The sequence below is a fragment of the Micromonospora sp. NPDC050495 genome, assembly GCF_040655175.1.
Lineage (GTDB): Bacteria > Actinomycetota > Actinomycetes > Mycobacteriales > Micromonosporaceae > Micromonospora.
Genome location: NZ_JBFAJK010000016.1, coordinates 103,081 through 121,005 on the forward strand (window position 1 = coordinate 103,081; position 17,925 = coordinate 121,005).

General features: G+C 73.3%; 15 protein-coding genes and 1 tRNA gene. 9 read left to right on the forward strand and 7 right to left on the reverse strand.

Features of this window, described 5'->3' with window-relative positions:
* Window positions 1-57: 57 nt before the first annotated feature.
* On the forward strand, window positions 58-1,314 hold the full coding sequence (locus AB0I11_RS18115) for an erythromycin esterase family protein (protein ID WP_357321110.1): 1,257 nt from the start codon (window positions 58-60) through the stop codon (window positions 1,312-1,314).
* A 183-nt stretch (window positions 1,315-1,497) separates the two neighbouring features.
* Here the strand turns inward: AB0I11_RS18115 and AB0I11_RS18120 are convergent, their stop codons facing one another.
* The 3 genes from AB0I11_RS18120 to AB0I11_RS18130 all read right to left on the reverse strand — a co-directional run bounded on the left by AB0I11_RS18120 (window position 1,498) and on the right by AB0I11_RS18130 (window position 4,736).
* Complete coding sequence (locus tag AB0I11_RS18120) at window positions 1,498-3,678, reverse strand: MMPL family transporter (RefSeq protein WP_357321114.1); 2,181 nt, start codon at window positions 3,676-3,678, stop codon at window positions 1,498-1,500.
* Between the two features lie 33 nt (window positions 3,679-3,711).
* Window positions 3,712-4,260 carry a helix-turn-helix domain-containing protein gene (locus AB0I11_RS18125; RefSeq protein ID WP_357321117.1) on the reverse strand — a complete coding sequence of 183 codons (549 nt, stop codon included), beginning with the start codon at window positions 4,258-4,260 and terminating at the stop codon, window positions 3,712-3,714.
* Between the two features lie 80 nt (window positions 4,261-4,340).
* Window positions 4,341-4,736 (reverse strand): helix-turn-helix domain-containing protein, encoded by a 396-nt coding sequence (locus AB0I11_RS18130; protein WP_357321120.1) that lies wholly within the window; start codon window positions 4,734-4,736, stop codon window positions 4,341-4,343.
* A gap of 79 nt (window positions 4,737-4,815) precedes the next feature.
* On the opposite strand from AB0I11_RS18130, the gene AB0I11_RS18135 reads away from it, so the two are divergent.
* The 4 genes from AB0I11_RS18135 (at window position 4,816) to AB0I11_RS18150 (ending at window position 9,558) form a co-directional block, all read left to right on the forward strand.
* Window positions 4,816-6,270, forward strand: coding sequence for an MFS transporter (locus AB0I11_RS18135; RefSeq protein ID WP_357321124.1), 1,455 nt, complete (start codon window positions 4,816-4,818; stop codon window positions 6,268-6,270).
* A gap of 274 nt (window positions 6,271-6,544) precedes the next feature.
* The gene (locus AB0I11_RS18140) at window positions 6,545-7,318 is read left to right on the forward strand and encodes an isocitrate lyase/phosphoenolpyruvate mutase family protein (RefSeq protein WP_357321127.1); all 774 of its coding nucleotides are present in this window, start codon (window positions 6,545-6,547) and stop codon (window positions 7,316-7,318) included.
* Window positions 7,319-7,371: 53 nt separating this feature from the next.
* Window positions 7,372-8,331, forward strand: a complete 960-nt coding sequence (gene ligD, locus AB0I11_RS18145; RefSeq protein ID WP_357321130.1) for a non-homologous end-joining DNA ligase — start codon at window positions 7,372-7,374, stop codon at window positions 8,329-8,331.
* A gap of 234 nt (window positions 8,332-8,565) precedes the next feature.
* Entirely contained in the window at window positions 8,566-9,558 is a 993-nt protein-coding gene (locus tag AB0I11_RS18150) for a hypothetical protein (RefSeq protein ID WP_357321133.1), read from the forward strand.
* A 133-nt stretch (window positions 9,559-9,691) separates the two neighbouring features.
* Here the strand turns inward: AB0I11_RS18150 and AB0I11_RS18155 are convergent.
* The 4 genes from AB0I11_RS18155 to AB0I11_RS18170 all read right to left on the reverse strand — a co-directional run bounded on the left by AB0I11_RS18155 (window position 9,692) and on the right by AB0I11_RS18170 (window position 12,215).
* A tRNA-Arg gene (locus tag AB0I11_RS18155) sits at window positions 9,692-9,766 on the reverse strand.
* Between the two features lie 74 nt (window positions 9,767-9,840).
* Window positions 9,841-10,536 (reverse strand): winged helix-turn-helix domain-containing protein, encoded by a 696-nt coding sequence (locus tag AB0I11_RS18160; RefSeq protein ID WP_357321136.1) that lies wholly within the window; start codon window positions 10,534-10,536, stop codon window positions 9,841-9,843.
* Window positions 10,537-10,717: 181 nt separating this feature from the next.
* Complete coding sequence (locus tag AB0I11_RS18165; protein WP_357321139.1) at window positions 10,718-11,386, reverse strand: DUF305 domain-containing protein; 669 nt, start codon at window positions 11,384-11,386, stop codon at window positions 10,718-10,720.
* Window positions 11,387-11,396: 10 nt separating this feature from the next.
* Window positions 11,397-12,215 (reverse strand): DUF3105 domain-containing protein, encoded by an 819-nt coding sequence (locus AB0I11_RS18170; RefSeq protein WP_357321142.1) that lies wholly within the window; start codon window positions 12,213-12,215, stop codon window positions 11,397-11,399.
* A gap of 99 nt (window positions 12,216-12,314) precedes the next feature.
* Between AB0I11_RS18170 and argS the strand changes: the two genes are divergently transcribed.
* The 4 genes from argS (at window position 12,315) to thrC (ending at window position 17,891) form a co-directional block, all read left to right on the forward strand.
* Window positions 12,315-13,979: an arginine--tRNA ligase gene (gene argS / locus AB0I11_RS18175; RefSeq protein WP_357321145.1), complete on the forward strand. Its 1,665-nt coding sequence runs from the start codon at window positions 12,315-12,317 to the stop codon at window positions 13,977-13,979.
* Window positions 13,980-14,035: 56 nt separating this feature from the next.
* Entirely contained in the window at window positions 14,036-15,421 is a 1,386-nt protein-coding gene (gene lysA / locus AB0I11_RS18180; RefSeq protein ID WP_357321148.1) for a diaminopimelate decarboxylase, read from the forward strand.
* Window positions 15,418-16,728 carry a homoserine dehydrogenase gene (locus tag AB0I11_RS18185; protein ID WP_357321151.1) on the forward strand — a complete coding sequence of 437 codons (1,311 nt, stop codon included), beginning with the start codon at window positions 15,418-15,420 and terminating at the stop codon, window positions 16,726-16,728. The genes lysA and AB0I11_RS18185 overlap by 4 nt, the downstream gene beginning before the upstream one ends.
* Window positions 16,729-16,841: 113 nt before the next feature.
* Entirely contained in the window at window positions 16,842-17,891 is a 1,050-nt protein-coding gene (gene thrC, locus AB0I11_RS18190; RefSeq protein WP_357321154.1) for a threonine synthase, read from the forward strand.
* Window positions 17,892-17,925: the final 34 nt, after the last annotated feature.

A 17,925-nucleotide genomic window follows, 5' to 3' on the forward strand; every position in this document is an offset into this window, starting at 1 on the left:
GCCGGCCGGCGGGGCGGGGCGGCGGTTTGTGCGGGCGGGACCCGGGTAGCCGCGGGCATGCTGGTTCAGCGGCTCGGCGCGCCGAGCGATTTCGACCCGTTGCTGGAACGCGTCCGGGACGCCCGGATCGTCATGATCGGTGAGGCGACGCACGGCAGCTACGACTACTACCGGCTGCGTGAGCAACTGACCCGGCGGCTCATCGCCGAGCAGGGCTTCGACTTCGTGGCGGTGGAGGGGGACTGGCCGGACTGCGACCGGGTGAACTGCTCGGTGGTGGGTGCCCCGGGCGGGCTGGCCGATCCACGGATCGCGCTGGAACGGTTCGAACGCTGGCCGACCTGGATGTGGGCGAACGCCGAGGTGGCCCGCTTCTGCCGGTGGCTGCGCGCGTGGAACCTGGACCGGCCGGCGGGGGAGCGGGCCGGCTTCCACGGGCTGGACGTCTACAGCCTCTGGGAGTCCATGCAGGCCATCTTCGACTACCTGGGCGAGGAGGACCCGGCGTCGCTGGAGGCGGCCCAGGAGGCGTACCGCTGCTTCGAGCCGTACGGCAGACAGGTCGAGGAGTACGGCCTGGCCAGCCGGTTCGTCTCCGCCCGCTGCGAGGAGGAGGTGGTCCGGCTGTTGGCGCGTACCCGGGAACAGGCCGCCGCGGACGGCCCGGACCGCTTCTCGGCCTGGCAGAACGCGGAGGTGGTGGCCGGCGCGGAACGCTACTACCGGGCGATGGTGGGCGGCGGGCCGGAGTCGTGGAACGTCCGGGACACCCACATGGCCGACACCCTGGACCGGCTGCTGGACCGGTACGGCCCGGGCTCCCGGGGCATCGTCTGGGCGCACAACACGCACGTGGGGGACGCCCGGGCCACCGACATGACGGCGGGCGGGATGGTGAACATCGGCCAGCTCGCCCGGGAGCGGCACGGCCGGGACGCGGTGGCGCTGGTGGGCTTCGGCAGCTACCGGGGCACGGTGGTGGCGGCGCCCCGCTGGGGCTCACCGGCCGAGGTGATGGTGGTGCCGCCGGCCCGGGACGGCTCGGTGGAGCGGCGGCTGCACGAGCTGCTGCCGGAGCGCGCGGTGCTGGTCTTCGGCGGGCCCGACCAGCCGGGGTGGGTGACCGACGACGCCGACCACCGGGCCATCGGGGTGGTCTACGACCCGAGCCTGGAGTCCTGGGGCAACTACGTGCCGACCCGCCTCGGCGAGCGCTACGACGCCTTCATCTGGTGCGACGAGTCCACCGCCCTGCACCCCCTACCGGCCCTGCCCACCCCCGGCGAAATGGAAACCTACCCCGCCGGCGTCTAACCCCGCCCGCCCCGCCCTCCCGCCCTCCCCGCGCCCCCTCTTCTGCGCCGATCATGGAGTTGTGGCGCCTGCTTGGTCCGCTTACGCGGCCTTTGCTCGGTGCCACAACTCCTTGATCGACGAGCTGGGCGGGCGGGGCGGGGGCGGGGGTGGGGGTGGGGGTGGGGGCGGCGGGGGGTGGGGTTAGACGTGGGCGGGTTCTTGGTCGGCGAGGTGGGCGCGGAGGCCTTCGCCTTCGACGTCCACGTTGGGCAGGAGCTTGTTGAGCCAGCGGGGGAGCCACCAGGCGGCGTTGTTGAGCAGCGACATCACCGCGGGCACGATGGTCATCCGGACCACGAAGGCGTCGATGGCGACGCCGATCGCGAGCGCGAAGCCCATCGACTTGATGATCGGGTCCTCCAGGAACACGAAGCCGCCGAAGACCGAGATCATGATCAGCGCGGCGGCGGTGACCACCCGGGCACCGTGCCCCATGCCGTTGATGGTGGCCTGCCGGGCGGTGTCGCCGTGCACGAAGTCCTCCCGCATCCGGGAGACCAGGAAGACCTCGTAATCCATGGCCAGCCCGAACAGGATGCCGATGAGCAGGATCGGCAGGAAGCTGACCAGCGGCGCGGGGGTGTCCAGCCCGACCAGATCGGCCAGGTGGCCCTGCTGGAAGACCGCCACCGTGATGCCGAAGGTGGCCGCCACGGTGAGCAGGAAGCCCAGCGCCGCCTTCACCGGCACCAGGATCGACCGGAACACCAGCATCAGCAGCAGCACGGACAGACCCACCACCAGCAGCAGATAGACCGGGAGGGCGTCGGAGAGCTTCTCCGACACGTCGATGCCGATGGCGGTGACGCCGGTGAGCATCACCTCCGCGTTCTGGATGCCGCCGACCTGCCGGCGGATGTCGTGCACCAGATCCTCGGTCTTCTCGTCGGTCGGGCCGGTCTTCGGGATCACCCCGAGCAGCGCGGTCCGGCCGCTCGGGTCGAGCTGCGGCGGGGCCACCGCGAGCACCCCGTCGGTCTTCTGGATCAGTGCGGTGACCTGCGGTACGGCGGCCTGGGTGGCCTGCGGCGAGTCGGCGGTGACGACCACCGCGAGCCGGCCGGTGAAGCCGGGACCGAAGCCCTCCCGGATCAGGTCGTTGCTGGCCCGGGCCGGGGTGCCCGCGGCGGCCGCGGAGGCGTCCGGCAGCGCCAGCCGCATGTCCTGCGCGGGCAGGGCGAGCAGGCCGAGGCCGAGCAGGCCGACCAGGATCACCGGGATGCGCAGCCGGGTCACCCAGTGCGCCCAGCGGAAGCCGAAGCCGGAGCGGTCCTCCGAGCCGGTCGCGGCCGAGTCGATCGCCGCCTGGTCGCGCCGCTTGCGCGGCAGCGCCTTCCGGCCGGCGAAGCCGAGCAGGGCCGGGGCCAGGGTGATCGCGACCAGCACGGCCACGGTGACCGTGCCGGCGGCGGCCAGACCCATCACGGTGAGGAACGGGATGTCCACCACCGCGAGGCCGGCCAGCGCGATGACCACGGTGGCGCCGGCGAAGACCACGGCGGAGCCGGCGGTGCCGACCGCGCGGCCGACCGCCTCCTCGGGGGAGAGCCCGTCGAGCAGGTTCTGCCGGTGCCGGGAGGTGATGAAGAGCGAGTAGTCGATGCCGACCGCCAGGCCGAGCATCAGGGCCAGGATCGGCGCCGTGCTGGTCAGCTCGACCGCGCCACTGAGCGCGAAGAGGCCGGCCATGCCGACCCCGACGCCGATCAGCGCGTTCAGCATGGTCATCCCGGCCGCGACCAGCGAGCCGAAGGTGATGACCAGGACGATCGCGGCGACCAGCACGCCGAGCGCCTCCGTCGAGCCGACCTCCGGCTCGGCGTTGAGCACCTCACCGCCGGGGGCGATCTGCCAGCCCTGCGCCTCGGCCTGCGCGCCGACCTTCTCGTACGCGTCGCGCTGGGCGTCGGTGACGTCGTCGGCCCGGCCGGCGAACTGCACCTGGATCAGCCCGTACCGGCCGTCCTGGGTGAGCGCCTTCGCCCGGTACGGGTCGACCGCGCCGACCACCCCGGGCAGGGTGGCCGCCTCCTGGGTGACCTGCGCGACCACGGCCTGCCCCTGCGGGGTGAGGAGCTGACCGTCCTGGGGCGCCTTCACGGCGATGGTGCCGGTGGCCCCGCTGGCCGCCGGGAACCGGTCGGCGAGCAGGTCGATCGCGCGCTGCGACTCGGTGCCCGGCATGGAGAAGTTGCTCGCTGTCGGGCCCCTCAGGGTGGCCGCGGCGATGCCGAGGCCGACGAGTACGACGAGCCAGACGACGGCGACGAGTCGCCGTCGGCGCAACGATGCCCGGCCGAGCCGGTACAGCAGGGTCGCCATCAGGTTTCCTTGTCCTCGGATTGGGTTGCGGGGTCAGGTGACGGGTTCGAGCGCCCGGCGGACCACGGCCAGCAGGGCGGGCCGCAGCTCGTCGTCGGGGATGTCGATGAACTCGGCGCAGGTCTCGGCGATGCCGGCGAGCACCACCAGCGCGGCGATCCGGGCCGAGGGGCGGTCGGGGCGGCCGGCCAGCGCGTCGATCAGCCGGTCGGAGATCTGCCGGATGTGCACGAAGGCCGGCTGCTGGAGCAGCTCGGTGAACTCGCCGCGGAGCAGGGCGATCTCCCGGCGGAAGCGGACCGCCAGGTCGACGAAGCCCTCCCCGGCGACCCGCTGCGCGTCGGCCCCGCGCTCCTGCTCGGCGATGCGGGCGTCGAGCCCCACCAGCACCGCGATGGCGGGCGCCATCAGCTCGGTGAGCAGCGCCTCCTTGCTGGCGAAGTGGTAGAGCACGGTCGCCTTCGAGCAGCCCACCTCGCCGGCGATGTCCTGCAGCGAGGTGCCCTTGTAGCCGGTGCTGGCGAAGCGACGGGCGGCCGCGATCAGGATCTCGGCGTGCGTCTCCGGAACCGCTCGGGCCATGTCCTCCAGCATGCCTGACCGATCGGTCAGGTGCTGACCGAACGGTCAGCGGGATCCGGTGGTCTTCGCCACAGCGCCGGTCAGCCGGCCGCCGCCCCGTGCTCCCGGTCGTACGCGGCCCGGGCCGCCCCGATCGACTCCCGGTGCCGCTCGGCCCACGCGGTCAGCGCGACCAGCGACTCGTACAGCTCCAGCGCCACCGGGGTGGCGGTGTACTCGACCTTGGGCGGGACGGTCGGGTAGACGTGCCGGCGCAGCAGGCCGTCCCGCTCCAGGTTGCGCAGGGTCAGCGTGAGCATCCGCCGGCTGATCCCCTCGACCTGGCGCTCCAGCTCGGTGAAGCGGATCGGCCCCTGCGAGGCGGCGATCAGGATGCTGATGCTCCACTTGCCGCCGACCCGGTCCAGCGCCTCCCGGACGGTGCAGGCGCGGGCCTGGTTCGCCGTCACGGTGACACAGCTGTTCCCCTGGGACATCGAAGTGCCTCCTTCCGCTCCGCCTCATGGTCACAGACGATGTCCTCGGTAACAAAACGTGCACCAAGGAGGCATGTCCATGACGGGGACGAAACGCTGGCCGGCGCTGCTGGTGCTCTGCGCCGGCAGCTTGATGATCATCCTGGACGGCAGCATCGTGGCCGTGGCGCTGCCGGCGGTCCAGGCCGACCTCGGCTTCACCGCCACCGGGCTGGCCTGGGTGGTGAACGCGTACCTGGTGGCCTTCGGCGGCCTGCTCCTGCTCGCCGGCCGGCTCGGCGACCTGCTCGGCCGGCGCCAGGTCTTTCTGGCCGGGGTGGTCCTGTTCAGCGCCGCCTCGCTGCTCTGCGCCCTGGCCGAGGGACCGGGCACCCTGGTCGCCGCCCGGTTCGCCCAGGGCGTCGGCGGGGCGCTCACCACCGCGGTCAGCCTCGGCATGATCGTCCGGCTCTTCCCCGAGCCGGCCGAGCGGGCCCGGGCCATCGCCGTGTTCAGCTTCACCGGAGCGGCCGGCGCCTCGCTCGGCCTGCTGGTCGGCGGGGTCCTCACCGACCTGGCCGGCTGGCGGTCGATCTTCCTGATCAACCTGCCGATCGGGGCGGTGATCGCGGCCGGCACCCGCCGACTCGTCGCGCCGGACCGCGGCGCCGGCCTGCGCGCCGGGCTGGACCTGCTCGGCGCGGTGCTGGCCACGGCCGGGCTGATGGCCGCCGTACTGGCCATCGTCGGCGCGGGGGAGCACGGCTGGGCCGCGCCGCGCACGCTTCGCGCCGGCGGGCTGGCCGTGACGCTGCTCGCCGGATTCGCCGCCCGGCAACGCCGCGCCGCCACCCCGCTGCTGCCGCCGCGGGTGCTGCGGGCACCCGGCCTGATCGCCGCCAACGCCACCCAGTTCCTCATGGTGGCCGCCTACTTCGGCTTCCAGTTCCTGCTCGCCCTGTACCTGCAACTCGTCCTCGGCCTGGACCCGGCGGCCACCGGCTTCGCCTTCCTGCCCACCCCGCTGGTGATCGGCGCCGTCTCGCTGGGCCTGGCCGGCCGGCTGATGGACCGGTACGGCGCCCGCACCGTGCTGGTGGGCGGGCTGGCGCTCGCCGTGGTCGGCTTCCTGCTGCTGACCCGCCTCCCGGCGGATGCCCGGTACGCCACCGACGTGCTGCCGGCCATGCTGGTCTTCGGCGTCGCGGGCGGCCTGACCCTGCCGGCGGTCACCACGCTCGCCATGGCCGGCGCCGACCCGGCCGACGCCGGGCTCGCGTCCGGGCTGGCCAACACCACCCAGCAGGTGGGCGGCGCGCTGGGGCTGGCCGTCCTCGCCACCCTCGCGGCGAGCCGCACCGGCACGCTGCGCGCCGCCGGCAGCGAACCGGTCGCCGCCCTCGCCGCCGGGTACCGCTCGGCGTTCGCCGTGGCCGCTGCCCTGGTCGCCGCGGCGCTCCTGGTCGCGCTCTGCACCGCCCGGCGGCCCCGCCGGCCCGACCCGGCGGCACCCGCTCTGATCTCCGCCGCCCCGGCCGAGCGCTCCGCACGCTGACGCCCATCGCCACCGTGGCGACCCTCCGTTCGCCGCCGACGACAGGTCACCACGATGGCGCGGGCGTCGGCCGGCGGCCTCGCCGCCGCCAGCCGGGACGCCCTGCGCCGACCACCGACCTGATGTCGTCGGCGAAGCGGGGGTGGGGTCGGCCTGGGACCTGGCCGCCGGCCGGCGGCCAGGTCCCAGGCGCGGGTCGACAGCGAAATCGGCCCAGTCCAACGGCACCGGATTGGCGCTGAGGCCGGGCCGCCGGCCGGACGAGAATCCCGGTATGACCGAGCTGAGCCGCCGAGCGGCCGCGCTGCGCGCGCTGCACCGCCCCGGAAATCCGCTGATCCTGCCGAACGCCTGGGACGCCGGCTCGGCCCGCGCCGTGGTCGCGGCCGGCTTCCCGGCCGTCGCCACCAGCAGCGGCGCGGTCGCCGAGGCGCTCGGGCACGCCGACGGCGAGGCCCTTCCGGTGGCGGAGATGTTCGCCGCGGTCGGCCGGATCGCCGCCGCCGTGCCGGTCCCGGTCACCGCCGACCTGGAGCGGGGGTACGGGCTGCGCCCGGCCGAACTGGTCGAGCGGCTGCTCGCGGCGGGCGCGGTGGGCGCCAACCTGGAGGACTCCGACCCGCGCAGCAAGCGACTGTCCGACGTCGAGGAGCAGGCCGACCTGCTCGCCGGCATCCGGGCGGCGGCCCGGCAGGCCGGCGTGGACCTGGTGCTCAACGCCCGGGTCGACGTGCACCTGCGGGCGTACGGGCCGGCGGAGGAGCGGCTCGCCGAGGCGGTCCGCCGGGCCCGGCGCTACCTGGCGGCCGGTGCGGACTGCGTCTACCCGATCATGCTGGCCGACCCGGCGCTGATCCGCGACTTCGTCGCCGAGCTGGCCGCCCCGGTGAACGTGCTGGCCCGGCCCAGCGCGCCCGGCCTCGCCGAGCTGGCCGCGCTCGGCGTGGCCCGGATCAGCTACGGCTCCGGTGTGTACGCGGCGGCCCGCGCCCGGGTCGCCGACCTGCTCGCGGCCATCCGCGCCGGCGGCGACCCGTTCGGCCCCTGACCTACCCGCCGCGTCGGGTTGCCTGGTGGCCGCGCGGGCGGCAGGGTGAGCGGATGGCTGCCGCTGACGAGACCCGGGACGGCGTGTCGCTGACCAACCTGGACCAGCCGCTCTTCGACGGGGCCGGGGCGACCAAGCGCGACCTGGTCGACTACCTCGACGCCGTCCACGAGTGGATGCTGCCCGGGCTGCGCGACCGGCCGCTGTCGGTGGTCCGGGTGCGGCCCGGCCAGGAGCCGTTCATGCAGAAGAACCTGCCGAAGTACACCCCGGACTGGGTGCGCCGCACCTCGGTCTGGGCCGAGGCGTCCCGCCGGAGCATCTCGTACGCGCTCTGCGACGACCGGCGCACCCTGCTCTGGTTCGCCAACCAGCGAGCCGTCGAGTACCACCCGACGTTGAGCCGCGCGGGCCAGCCCGAGCACCCCAGCCACCTGGTGCTGGACCTGGACCCGCCGGCCGGGGACTCGTTCGGCAGGGCCGTCGGGGCGGCGCTGCTGGTCCGCCAGGCGCTCGCTGACGTCGGGCTGGCCGGGGCGGTCAAGACCAGTGGCGCTAAAGGACTGCACGTGATCGTGCCGGTGGACCCGGCCACCACCGCCGAGGAGGCGGCCGCCGCGACCCGGGCCGTCGCGGCGCGCGCCGAGCGGCTGGACCCGGCGCTGGCCACCACCGCGTTCATCGTGGAGGACCGGGGCGGCCGGGTCTTCGTCGACTCCACCCGGGCGTACGGGGCGACCGTGGTGGCCGCGTACAGCCCGCGGATCCGGCCCGGGACGCCGGTGTCGTACCCGGTGGGCTGGGCCGACCTGACCTCGGCGGCGCCCGCCGACTTCACCGTCCGGACGGTGCCGGCGCTGGTCGCCGACCGGGACCCGTGGGCCGAGGCGCTGCCGGCCCCGCAACGGCTGCCCGCGGACCTGGTGGCCGAGGGGCGGACCATCCCGGTGGCCCGGGTGCAGGCCATGCACGAGGGCAAGCGCCGGGCGAAGGCCCGCCGCGAGGCCGGCTGACCGGATCGGCGGGCCGGGTGGCCGGCGACCCGACCCTGCCCGCCTAAAATTCGCGGATGCCGATGCGGCCCGACGACTGACCGGGAGGAGTTCTGGATCGGCGCACCCGGGCTGTGCGACAGCGGCCTGCTCACGGGCATTCGGCCGCAATGATGTCGACCTATACTCGCGCCGGATCATGAAACCGCAGAGATCGGACGGGTGGCGATGACGCAGGGATTGCTATGGAAACGCGTGGCGGCGACCTCGGTGCTGTTGGCGGGTTTCGCGTTCGTACCGGCCCCGGCGCTCGGCTCCCCGGCCACCCTGGTCGGGGACCGCACGCTGCGGGTCTACAACAACAACATCGAGAACCTGGTGCGGAACAACGCGGACGGCACCTGCACCCGCATCTCCGGCCCCGACCACCTGACCTCGATGCTGGTCGACAGCGACGGCAGGACCGGCACGTCCGGGGTGCAGGCGCCGGACCTGCTGATCGTGCAGCAGGTCCGCGGCACCGGGCAGGCGCAGGCGTACGCCGACCAGCTGTCGGCGAAGTTCGGGTACGCGGCCGGCGCCTACCGGGCGATCGTCGCCTGGGACAACCCCGAGGAGTGGGGCAGCACCCACCACTGCAGCCAGCAGTCGCTCGGTGACCTGAAGAAGCGGCAGACCAACGCCATCATCTACAACACCCGCCGACTCAGCCTGGCCAGCGGCGACGTGTCGAAGTACTGGAGCGCCGGCTGGCTCAAGCCGGGCACGGCGTACAACGGCGGGGCCGGCTGCACGCTGTACAAGCCCCCGAACAGCGACAGCGGCACGGTCAACGCGTACAAGTGGAAGCGCACCAGCGCCATCGCGGCGCGTTTCACCATCAAGGACACCGGCGTGACGGTGTTCGCCGCGACCATGCACCTGCCGCAGGAGAACCGCCAGAACGCCTGCGCCGGTGACGGCGACACGGGCATCGGCGGCACCGGCGTCCACCTCGGTGCCGACGCGACCAGCCTGCTCAACGCCTCGACGATCCGCATCGTCGGCATCGACGCCAACCGCACGGGCATCCCGGCGAGCACACTGAGCGGGTACGGCATGACCGGCTACGGCACGAAGGCCACCTCCGGGTCCAGCAAGATCGACTACCTGTTCGTCCGCGGTACCGTGCAGCCCTCCACGATCGGCCACACGGTGAGCAGCACGAAGTCCAACCACCTGGCGCTGTACGGCTTCATCGACTTCTGACCCCCGCCGCCCGGGCACCCCGTCGCACCACTGCGGCACAGACACCCGCGAACGGCCCGTGACGGCTGAACATGCGATGAAGGCCGCCGACCTGGTTCTGCCTGGTCAGCGGCCTTTTCGTGTGGCTCGTGTCTGGTGCCCCCGGCAGGATTCGAACCTGCGCCCCCGCCTCCGGAGGGCGGTGCTCTATCCCCTGAGCTACGGGGGCTCAGCGACCCGAGAAGAGTAGCAAACGCCCTCCCGGATCGCCGAATCGGTGCCCGGCGTGCCGATCGTCGCCCGTCAGGCGGCGGCGACCGGGCGGCCGCAGCTGGGCAGCGGGTGCAGGACGATGCGGCGGGGAAGCCGGCGGGGCCACTCGTTGCGGGGCCACGAGCCGTCCACGATGAGGTGCACGGTGCGTTCCTCGGCGCCGCTGAGCCGCAGCACGAAGTCGCGGGGGAGCGGCGGGTCCACGGTCGGCGTGGTGATCATGAAGCGCACCCGCCCCCGGGACGAGACCGCGGAGATCACGTCGGCGGCCGGCATGGTGCCGCGCAGCCGGACCCGCCCGATCCAGTAGACCTCCGCGGCGTGCTCCTGGGCGGCCCGGGTGATCGCCGGGTACTCGCTGCGTACCCACCGCTCCACCGCGCCCACGCAGAGCCCGCAGGCCCGCTCGCGGGGCTCGCGCGGACCCAACCCCCAGGCCCGCAGGTACGCCCCGACCGTGCCGGCGTCCATCGCCAGGTCGAACCGGCTCTCGATGAGGGTGGTCAGGCTCTGGCGCGTCCAGAGCTCCTCGTCCAGGCCGAACTCGTCGGGGTGGATGCCCCGCAGAACGTCGATCAGTTCGAGTTCCTGTTCGCGGCTGAGCGTGCCCGGCTCGCCCTGCCGCAGTCCGCGACGGACGGCTGCCACCGCCCCGTCACCGCCGATGGTGTGGCGTCGGCACCAGCTGGTCACCGACCGCCCTGCGTCTCTGAGTGCAACCCCCACGTCCTACGCAACGAGCCCGAATCGCAACCGGTCACGATATGTGTGGAGAAAAGTCTCCAAGACATCCAATGGGTCAGACCGCTCGAATCGTTACAAAGCGGCATAACGGACAAGGTGTACCCGGGGACACGGAACGGGCCCGCGCCGGTGTCGGCGCGGGCCCGTTCGGGACGTGGTGTGCCTAGGGCCGGCCGCCCAGCCGCTTCTGCGCCGCCACCAGATTGGTCAGGTCGGTCTGCTGGGTGTTCTTCATGACCTGGGCGACCGCGAGCACGTCGTCGTCGTGCCCCTGCTCCAGCACGGCGTCGAGCATGTGCACCCCGCCGATGTGGTGCTTGATCATCATCTGCAGGAACAGCAGGTCGAACTCGCGCCCCTTGGCGGACCGCAGCTTCGCCATCTCCTCGGGCGTCGCCATCCCCGGCATCAGGCCGTTCTTCACCGACTGCGCGCCGTCCGGCATCCAGGCCATCGGCGCCTGGTCGCCGGTCGGGTCGAGCTTCCACGACCGCAGCCAGGTCTGCATCGTCCCGATCTCACCCTGCTGACCGGTGGCGATGTCGCCGCCGATCTGCCGTACCTCCGGGTCCTGACCCTGCTGGAAGGCCATCAACCCCATCTCCACCGCCTGGGCGTGGTGGGAGCTCATGTCCCGGGCGAAACCCGCCTCCGGCGAGCTCTCGCCCGGCCGGGTGATGGTCGGGGTGAGCAGGCCGCCCGCGTACCCGAGGAGCAGGCCGACCAGGACGGCGAGCGCCACGGCCAGCAGGCCGAAGCGGCGCGCGGCCGGACGGCCGCCGTCGACGGGCGCCTCGTCCAGGTCGGTGTCCGTGGTCACGGGAGCGGTCATCGCGGCGTCCTCACTGCGTCGGCTGTTCCATCTGGTTGCCCAGGTCACGCGGGGTGGTGCCGGTGGCGGTGACGCCCTGCGCGCAGTTGGCGTTCGGGCCCTCGACGGAGGCGTTCACCCGCAGCGTCTTGATGAACTCGTCGATCCGGGCGTCGTCGGCGTTGTCGACCTTGAGCTGGAAGCCCCAGGCCTGCAGGGAGATCGGCTTGTCCAGCCCCTCGAACGGGCTGAGCATCAGCTTCTCCTTGCCCTGCACCTTCTCCTTGAGCTTGGCGACCTGGTCGGCCGGCAGGTCGGGGCGGTAGGTGATCCAGACGGTGCCGTGCTCCAGGCTGTGCACCGCGTGCTCGTTGGCGATCGGCGCGTCGTACACGTCGCCCATGCAGTTCTGCCAGGCCGGGTTGTGCGGGCCGGCGACCGGCGGGAGGACGTCGTACTTGACCGAGCCCTGCTGGTGCTGGCCGCCCTGGACCAGCTTCTTGTCCTTCTTGCGGAAGTCGACCACGCCCTTGATCGAGTCGGCCCGGTCCTGCCACGGCTGGGAGCCCTTGTACACCGCCCAGGCGCCCCACCCCACGATGCCGACGGCCAGCACGCCGACGGCGACGAAGAGCGCGATCGGACCCCAGGCCCGGCCCTGGCTGACCTTCACCGGGGCGATCGGCTTGCGGCCCTTGCCACCGGTGGTCGGCCGCGGTGCGCCCTTGCCGGCACCGGACTTACCGCCGGCGGGCTTGTCGCCAGCGGCCGGCCGGCCGGCGGCCGGCTTCTTGCCGGTGCTGACCACGGTCGGGCGGCGTTCCGGGCCGCCCGGGGTGCTGATGCTCATCGTGCCTCGTCAGGTCGGTCGGTCAGGGGGAGCCGCGGAGCCTGTTCAGATGCTGGTCGCCGCCGCGGGGACCGAGTCTACCCCCGATAACATGGTTCGGTGACTCCCGCAGAACTCGCCGAGGTCGTCCTCGCCGCAGCCCATGCCGTCTTCGAAGACCGAGGGCTGGACCGCTCCGCGCTGCCCGCGCAGACCGCCGTCGAGCGGCCCCGTAACCCCGATCACGGCGACTACGCCTCGACGCTGGCGCTGCAGCTCAGCAAGAAGGTGGGGGTACCCCCGCGCGAGCTGGCCACCGCCCTGGCCGAGCAGCTCGGCCGGGCGGCGGGGGTCAAGTCGGTGGAGATCGCCGGCCCGGGCTTCCTGAACATCCGGCTCGACGCCGCCGCCGCCGGGCAGCTCGCCAAGGTCATCGTCGAGGCCGGCCCGGAGTACGGCCGCAGCGACGCCCTCGCGGGCCAGAAGATCAACCTGGAGTTCGTCTCGGCGAACCCGACCGGGCCGGTGCACATCGGCGGGGTTCGCTGGGCCGCCGTCGGTGACGCGCTCAGCCGGCTGCTCCGCGCCACCGGCGCGGACGTCGGCACCGAGTACTACTTCAACGACGCGGGCTCCCAGATCGACCGGTTCGCCCGCTCCCTGCTGGCCGCGGCCAAGGGCGAGCCCGCGCCGGAGGACGGCTACGGCGGCGCGTACATCGCCGAGATCGCCACCGAGGTGGTGCGGCGCCGGCCCGAGGTGCGGGACCTCGCCGACGCCGAGGCTCAGGAGGTGTTCCGGGTCGAGGGCGTCCAGCTGATGTTCGCCGAGATCAAGTCGTCGCTGCGCGACTTCGGGGTCGAGTTCGACACCTACTTCAACGAGAAGGACCTGCACGAGCGGGGCGAGCTGGACCAGGCGCTGGAGCGGCTGCGCGGGCAGGGCCACCTCTACGAGTCCGAGGGCGCCACCTGGCTGCGCACCACCGACTTCGGCGACGACAAGGACCGGGTGCTGCGCAAGTCCAACGGGGAGTGGACCTACTTCGCCGCCGACTGCGCCTACTACCTGGACAAGCGGGAGCGCGGCTTCGAGCGCGTGGTGATCATGCTGGGCGCCGACCACCACGGCTACCTCGGCCGGATGAAGGCGATGGCCGCCTGCTTCGGTGACGACCCCGACCGCAACCTGGAGATCCTCATCGGCCAGCTGGTCAACCTGCTGCGCGACGGGGCGCCGGTGCGGATGAGCAAGCGGGCCGGCACCGTGGTCACGCTGGAGGACCTGGTCGACGCGATCGGCGTGGACGCCGCCCGGTACGCGCTGGCCCGCTACTCCAGCGACTCCCCGATCGACATCGACGTGGAGCTGTGGACCCGGGCCACCCGCGACAACCCGGTCTACTACGTGCAGTACGTCGCGGCCCGGACCGCCAGCGTCGGGCGCAACGCCGCCGAGGTCGGGCTGACCCGGGGCGACGCCGCCGACTTCCGGCCCGAGCTGCTCGCCCACGAGAAGGAGAACGAGCTGCTCAAGGAGCTGGCCGCGTTCCCCTCGGTGGTCGCCGGCGCGGCCGAGCTGCGCGCCCCGCACCGGCTCTCGCACTACCTGGAGGACCTGGCGCAGGCCTACCACCGGTTCTACGACAACTGCCGGATCCTGCCGCGCGGCGACGAGGAGGTCACCGACCTGCACCGGGCCCGGCTGTGGCTCAACGACGCCACCCGGGTGGTCATCGCCAACGGCCTGCGCCTGCTCGGCGTCTCGGCCCCGGAGCGGATGTAAATGCGAGCGCGAGGAGTGAGCATGCGAGCCCCGCAGTCGCGAAGCGGAGACAACTGATGCGCGCCCACGAGGCCGGGGCCCTGCACGGTGACCTCGGCAACCGCGGGCCGGCGTGGCTGCGTCCCCCGGTCGACGTCAACGCCCTGGTGCCGCAGCTGTGGCCGCGCAACGTGGCGCGCGCCGACGGTGGCGCGCTGACCGTCGCGGGCCTGGACGTCCGCGACCTGGCCGCCGAGTACGGCACCCCGGCGTACGTGCTGGACGAGGACGACCTGCGCGAGCGCTGCCGGCAGTTCCGGGCGGCCTTCCCCGACGCCGACGTGTACTACGCCGGCAAGGCGTTCCTCTGCCGGGCGGTAGTCCGCATGATCGCCGAGGAGGGGCTGTTCCTCGACGTCTGCACCGGCGGCGAGCTGGCCACCGCGCTCTCGGCCGGGATGCCGGCCGAGCGGATCGGCTTCCACGGCAACAACAAGTCGGTGGCCGAGCTGACCCGGGCGGTGGACGCCGGGGTGGGCCGGATCATCGTGGACTCCTTCGCCGAGATCGACCGGCTCACCGCGCTGGCCCGCGAGCGTGGGGTACGCCCCCGGGTGCTGGTCCGGGTCACCGTCGGCGTGGAGGCGCACACCCACGAGTTCATCGCCACCGCGCACGAGGACCAGAAGTTCGGCTTCTCCCTGGCGGGCGGCGCGGCCGCCGCGGCCGCCTTCAAGATCCTCGACGAGGGCGTGCTGGAGCTGCGCGGCCTGCACTCGCACATCGGTTCGCAGATCTTCGACGCCAGCGGCTTCGAGGTCTCCGCCCGCCGGGTGCTCGCGTTGCAGGCGCAGATCCGCGACGCCCGCGGCGTGGAGCTGCCCGAGCTGGACCTGGGCGGCGGCTTCGGCATCGCGTACACCACCCAGGACGACCCGGCCGCGCCGCAGGAGCTGGCCAAGCGGCTGGTGAAGATCGTCGACGGGGAGTGCGCGGCGGAGCAGCTGCGGGTGCCGCACCTGTCCATCGAGCCCGGCCGGGCCATCGTCGGGCCGGCCGTGCTCACCCTCTACGAGGTGGGCACGGTCAAGGACGTGGATGGGATCCGGACGTACGTGAGCGTCGACGGCGGGATGAGCGACAACATCCGCACCGCGCTCTACGACGCGTCGTACTCGGCGACGGTGGCCAACCGCGCCTCCTCGGCGGAGCCGATGCTCGCCCGCGTGGTGGGAAAGCACTGTGAGTCCGGGGACATCGTGGTGAAGGATGAATTCCTGCCCGCCGACGTGCAGCCCGGAGATCTTGTCGCGGTGCCCGGCACCGGGGCCTACTGCCGGAGCATGGCCAGCAACTACAACCATGTCCCGCGGCCCCCGGTGGTCGCCGTCCGCGACGGTCGGGCGCGGCTGATCGTCCGCCGGGAGACCGAAGACGACCTGCTCGCATTGGATGTGGGATGACCTCACCGGTTCGCTTGGCGCTGCTCGGCTGTGGCACGGTCGGCAGCGACGTGGTGCGGCTGCTGCACGAGCAGTCGGCCGACCTCGCCGCCCGGATCGGCGCCCCGCTGGAGATCGCCGGCATCGCGGTACGCCGGCTCAGCCGGGACCGCGGCGACCTGCCGGTCGACCCGGCGCTGTTCACCACCGACGCGCTCGGGCTGATCAAACGCGACGACGTGGACGTGGTGGTCGAGGTGGTCGGCGGCATCGAGCCGGCCCGGAGCTGGCTGGTCGAGGCGCTGCGGGCCGGCAAGAGCGTGGTCACCGCCAACAAGGCGCTGCTCGCCGAGGACGGCGCCACGCTGCACGACGCCGCCGCCGAGGGGGGCGCCGACCTCTACTACGAGGCCAGCGTCGCCGGAGCCATCCCGCTGCTGCGCCCACTGCGGGAGTCGCTGCACGGCGACCGGATCAACCGGGTCACCGGCATCGTCAACGGCACCACCAACTTCATCCTCTCCGCCATGGACGCCACCGGCGCCGGCTTCGCCGAGGCCCTGGAGGAGGCGACCGAGCTGGGCTACGCCGAAGCCGATCCGACCGCCGACGTGGAGGGCTTCGACGCCGCCGCGAAGGCCGCCATCCTGGCCTCGCTGGCGTTCCACACCCGGGTCACCGCCGCCGACGTGCACCGGGAGGGCATCACCGAGGTGAGCGCCGCCGACGTGGCCAGCGCCAAGGCGATGGGCTGCACCATCAAGCTGCTCTGCATCGCCGCCCGGGGCGCCGACGCGGCCGGCCGGGAGACGGTCAGCGTCCGGGTGCACCCGGCGATGATCCCGCTGACCCACCCGCTGGCCAGTGTCGGCGACGCGTTCAACGCGGTCTTCGTCGAGGCCGAGGCGGCCGGGCAGCTGATGTTCTACGGCCGCGGCGCCGGCGGCGCGCCGACCGCCAGCGCGGTCCTCGGCGACGTGGTGGCGGTGGCCCGCAACCGGCTCGCCGGGGTGCACGCGGCCAGCGAGTCCGCCTACGCCGACCTGCCGGTCCGGCCGATGGGGGAGGCGCTCACCCGCTACCACATCAGCCTCGACGTGGCGGACCGGCCGGGTGTGCTGGAGGCGGTGGCCGGGGTCTTCGCCCGGCACGAGGTCTCCATCGCCACCGTGCGGCAGGCCCCGGCCGGCGCGGGCCCGGGCGCGGAACTGGTCATCGTGACCCACGTGGCGCCGGACGCCGCGCTCGCCGCCACCGTGCGGGAGCTGCGCGGGTTGGACATCGTCCGCTCGGTCACCAGCGTCCTCCGGGTGGAGGGTGGCGCGTAACTCCACCGTCCCGCCTGATGGTTAAGGGGAGGTGTGCCGGCGGCCCGTTCGGGAGGCTGGGCCACGCTGGTGAGGGCCCCGACACGGCCGGGGCGGGAGACGAGGAGAGCGACATGTGGCGGGGTCTGATCGAGACGTACCGGGACCGGCTGCCGGTCACCGACGCCACTCCCGTCGTCACCCTGCACGAGGGGAACACGCCGCTGCTGCCGGCGCCGGTGCTCTCCGCCCGCATCGGGGCCGACGTCTGGCTCAAGGTCGAGGGGGCCAACCCGACCGGCTCGTTCAAGGACCGGGGCATGACGGTCGCCGTCTCCAAGGCGGTCGGGGCCGGCGACAAGGCGATCATCTGCGCCTCCACCGGCAACACCAGCGCCTCCGCCGCGGCGTACGCGGCGCGCGCCGGGATCACCTGCGCGGTGCTGGTGCCGCAGGGCAAGATCGCGCTGGGCAAGCTGGCCCAGGCGCTCGTGCACGGCGCCAAGCTGCTCCAGGTGCAGGGCAACTTCGACGACTGCCTGGCGCTGGCCGGCAAGCTCGCCCAGGACTACCCGGTCGCCCTGGTCAACTCGGTCAACATCGACCGGCTGCACGGCCAGAAGACCGCGGCGTTCGAGATCGTCGAGGCGCTCGGCGACGCGCCGGACATCCACTGCCTGCCGGTCGGCAACGCCGGCAACATCTCGGCGTACTGGATGGGCTACTCCGAGGACCTGCGGGACGGCAACGCCACCAGGACCCCCCGGATGTACGGCTTCCAGGCGGCCGGTGCGGCGCCCATCGTCACCGGCCAGGTGGTGCCGGAGCCGTCCACCATCGCCACCGCGATCCGGATCGGCAACCCGGCGAGCTGGACGAAGGCGGTCGACGCCCGGGACGCCTCGGCGGGCCTGATCGCCGCGGTCACCGACCGGGAGATCCTGGCGGCGTACCGGCTGCTGGCCCGCGAGGTGGGGGTCTTCGTCGAGTTGGGCAGCGCGGCGAGCGTGGCCGGCCTGCTCCAGCAGGCCGCCGCCGGCGGCGTACCGGCCGGCGCCACGGTGGTCTGCACGGTCACCGGTCACGGCCTCAAGGACCCGGAGTGGGCCATCTCCACCGCCCCCGCCCCCATCACCATCGCCAACGACCCCCTGGCCGCCGCCCGCTCCCTGGACCTCGTCTGACCCTCCGCACCGCTCGCCCCCGTCGAGCCTGCAG

Bases quoted from the DNA above. Each gene is read 5' to 3' on its own strand.
- AB0I11_RS18170 (WP_357321142.1), bottom strand. From the start codon at position 12,215: ATGAGCATCAGCACCCCGGGCGGCCCGGAACGCCGCCCGACCGTGGTC.
- AB0I11_RS18135 (WP_357321124.1), top strand. From the start codon at position 4,816: ATGACGGGGACGAAACGCTGGCCGGCGCTGCTGGTGCTCTGCGCCGGC.
- AB0I11_RS18120 (WP_357321114.1), bottom strand. From the start codon at position 3,678: ATGGCGACCCTGCTGTACCGGCTCGGCCGGGCATCGTTGCGCCGACGG.
- thrC (WP_357321154.1), top strand. From the start codon at position 16,842: ATGTGGCGGGGTCTGATCGAGACGTACCGGGACCGGCTGCCGGTCACC.
- ligD (WP_357321130.1), top strand. From the start codon at position 7,372: ATGGCTGCCGCTGACGAGACCCGGGACGGCGTGTCGCTGACCAACCTG.
- lysA (WP_357321148.1), top strand. From the start codon at position 14,036: ATGCGCGCCCACGAGGCCGGGGCCCTGCACGGTGACCTCGGCAACCGC.
- AB0I11_RS18125 (WP_357321117.1), bottom strand. From the start codon at position 4,260: ATGGCCCGAGCGGTTCCGGAGACGCACGCCGAGATCCTGATCGCGGCC.
- AB0I11_RS18140 (WP_357321127.1), top strand. From the start codon at position 6,545: ATGACCGAGCTGAGCCGCCGAGCGGCCGCGCTGCGCGCGCTGCACCGC.
- AB0I11_RS18185 (WP_357321151.1), top strand. From the start codon at position 15,418: ATGACCTCACCGGTTCGCTTGGCGCTGCTCGGCTGTGGCACGGTCGGC.
- AB0I11_RS18130 (WP_357321120.1), bottom strand. From the start codon at position 4,736: ATGTCCCAGGGGAACAGCTGTGTCACCGTGACGGCGAACCAGGCCCGC.
- AB0I11_RS18165 (WP_357321139.1), bottom strand. From the start codon at position 11,386: ATGACCGCTCCCGTGACCACGGACACCGACCTGGACGAGGCGCCCGTC.
- AB0I11_RS18115 (WP_357321110.1), top strand. From the start codon at position 58: ATGCTGGTTCAGCGGCTCGGCGCGCCGAGCGATTTCGACCCGTTGCTG.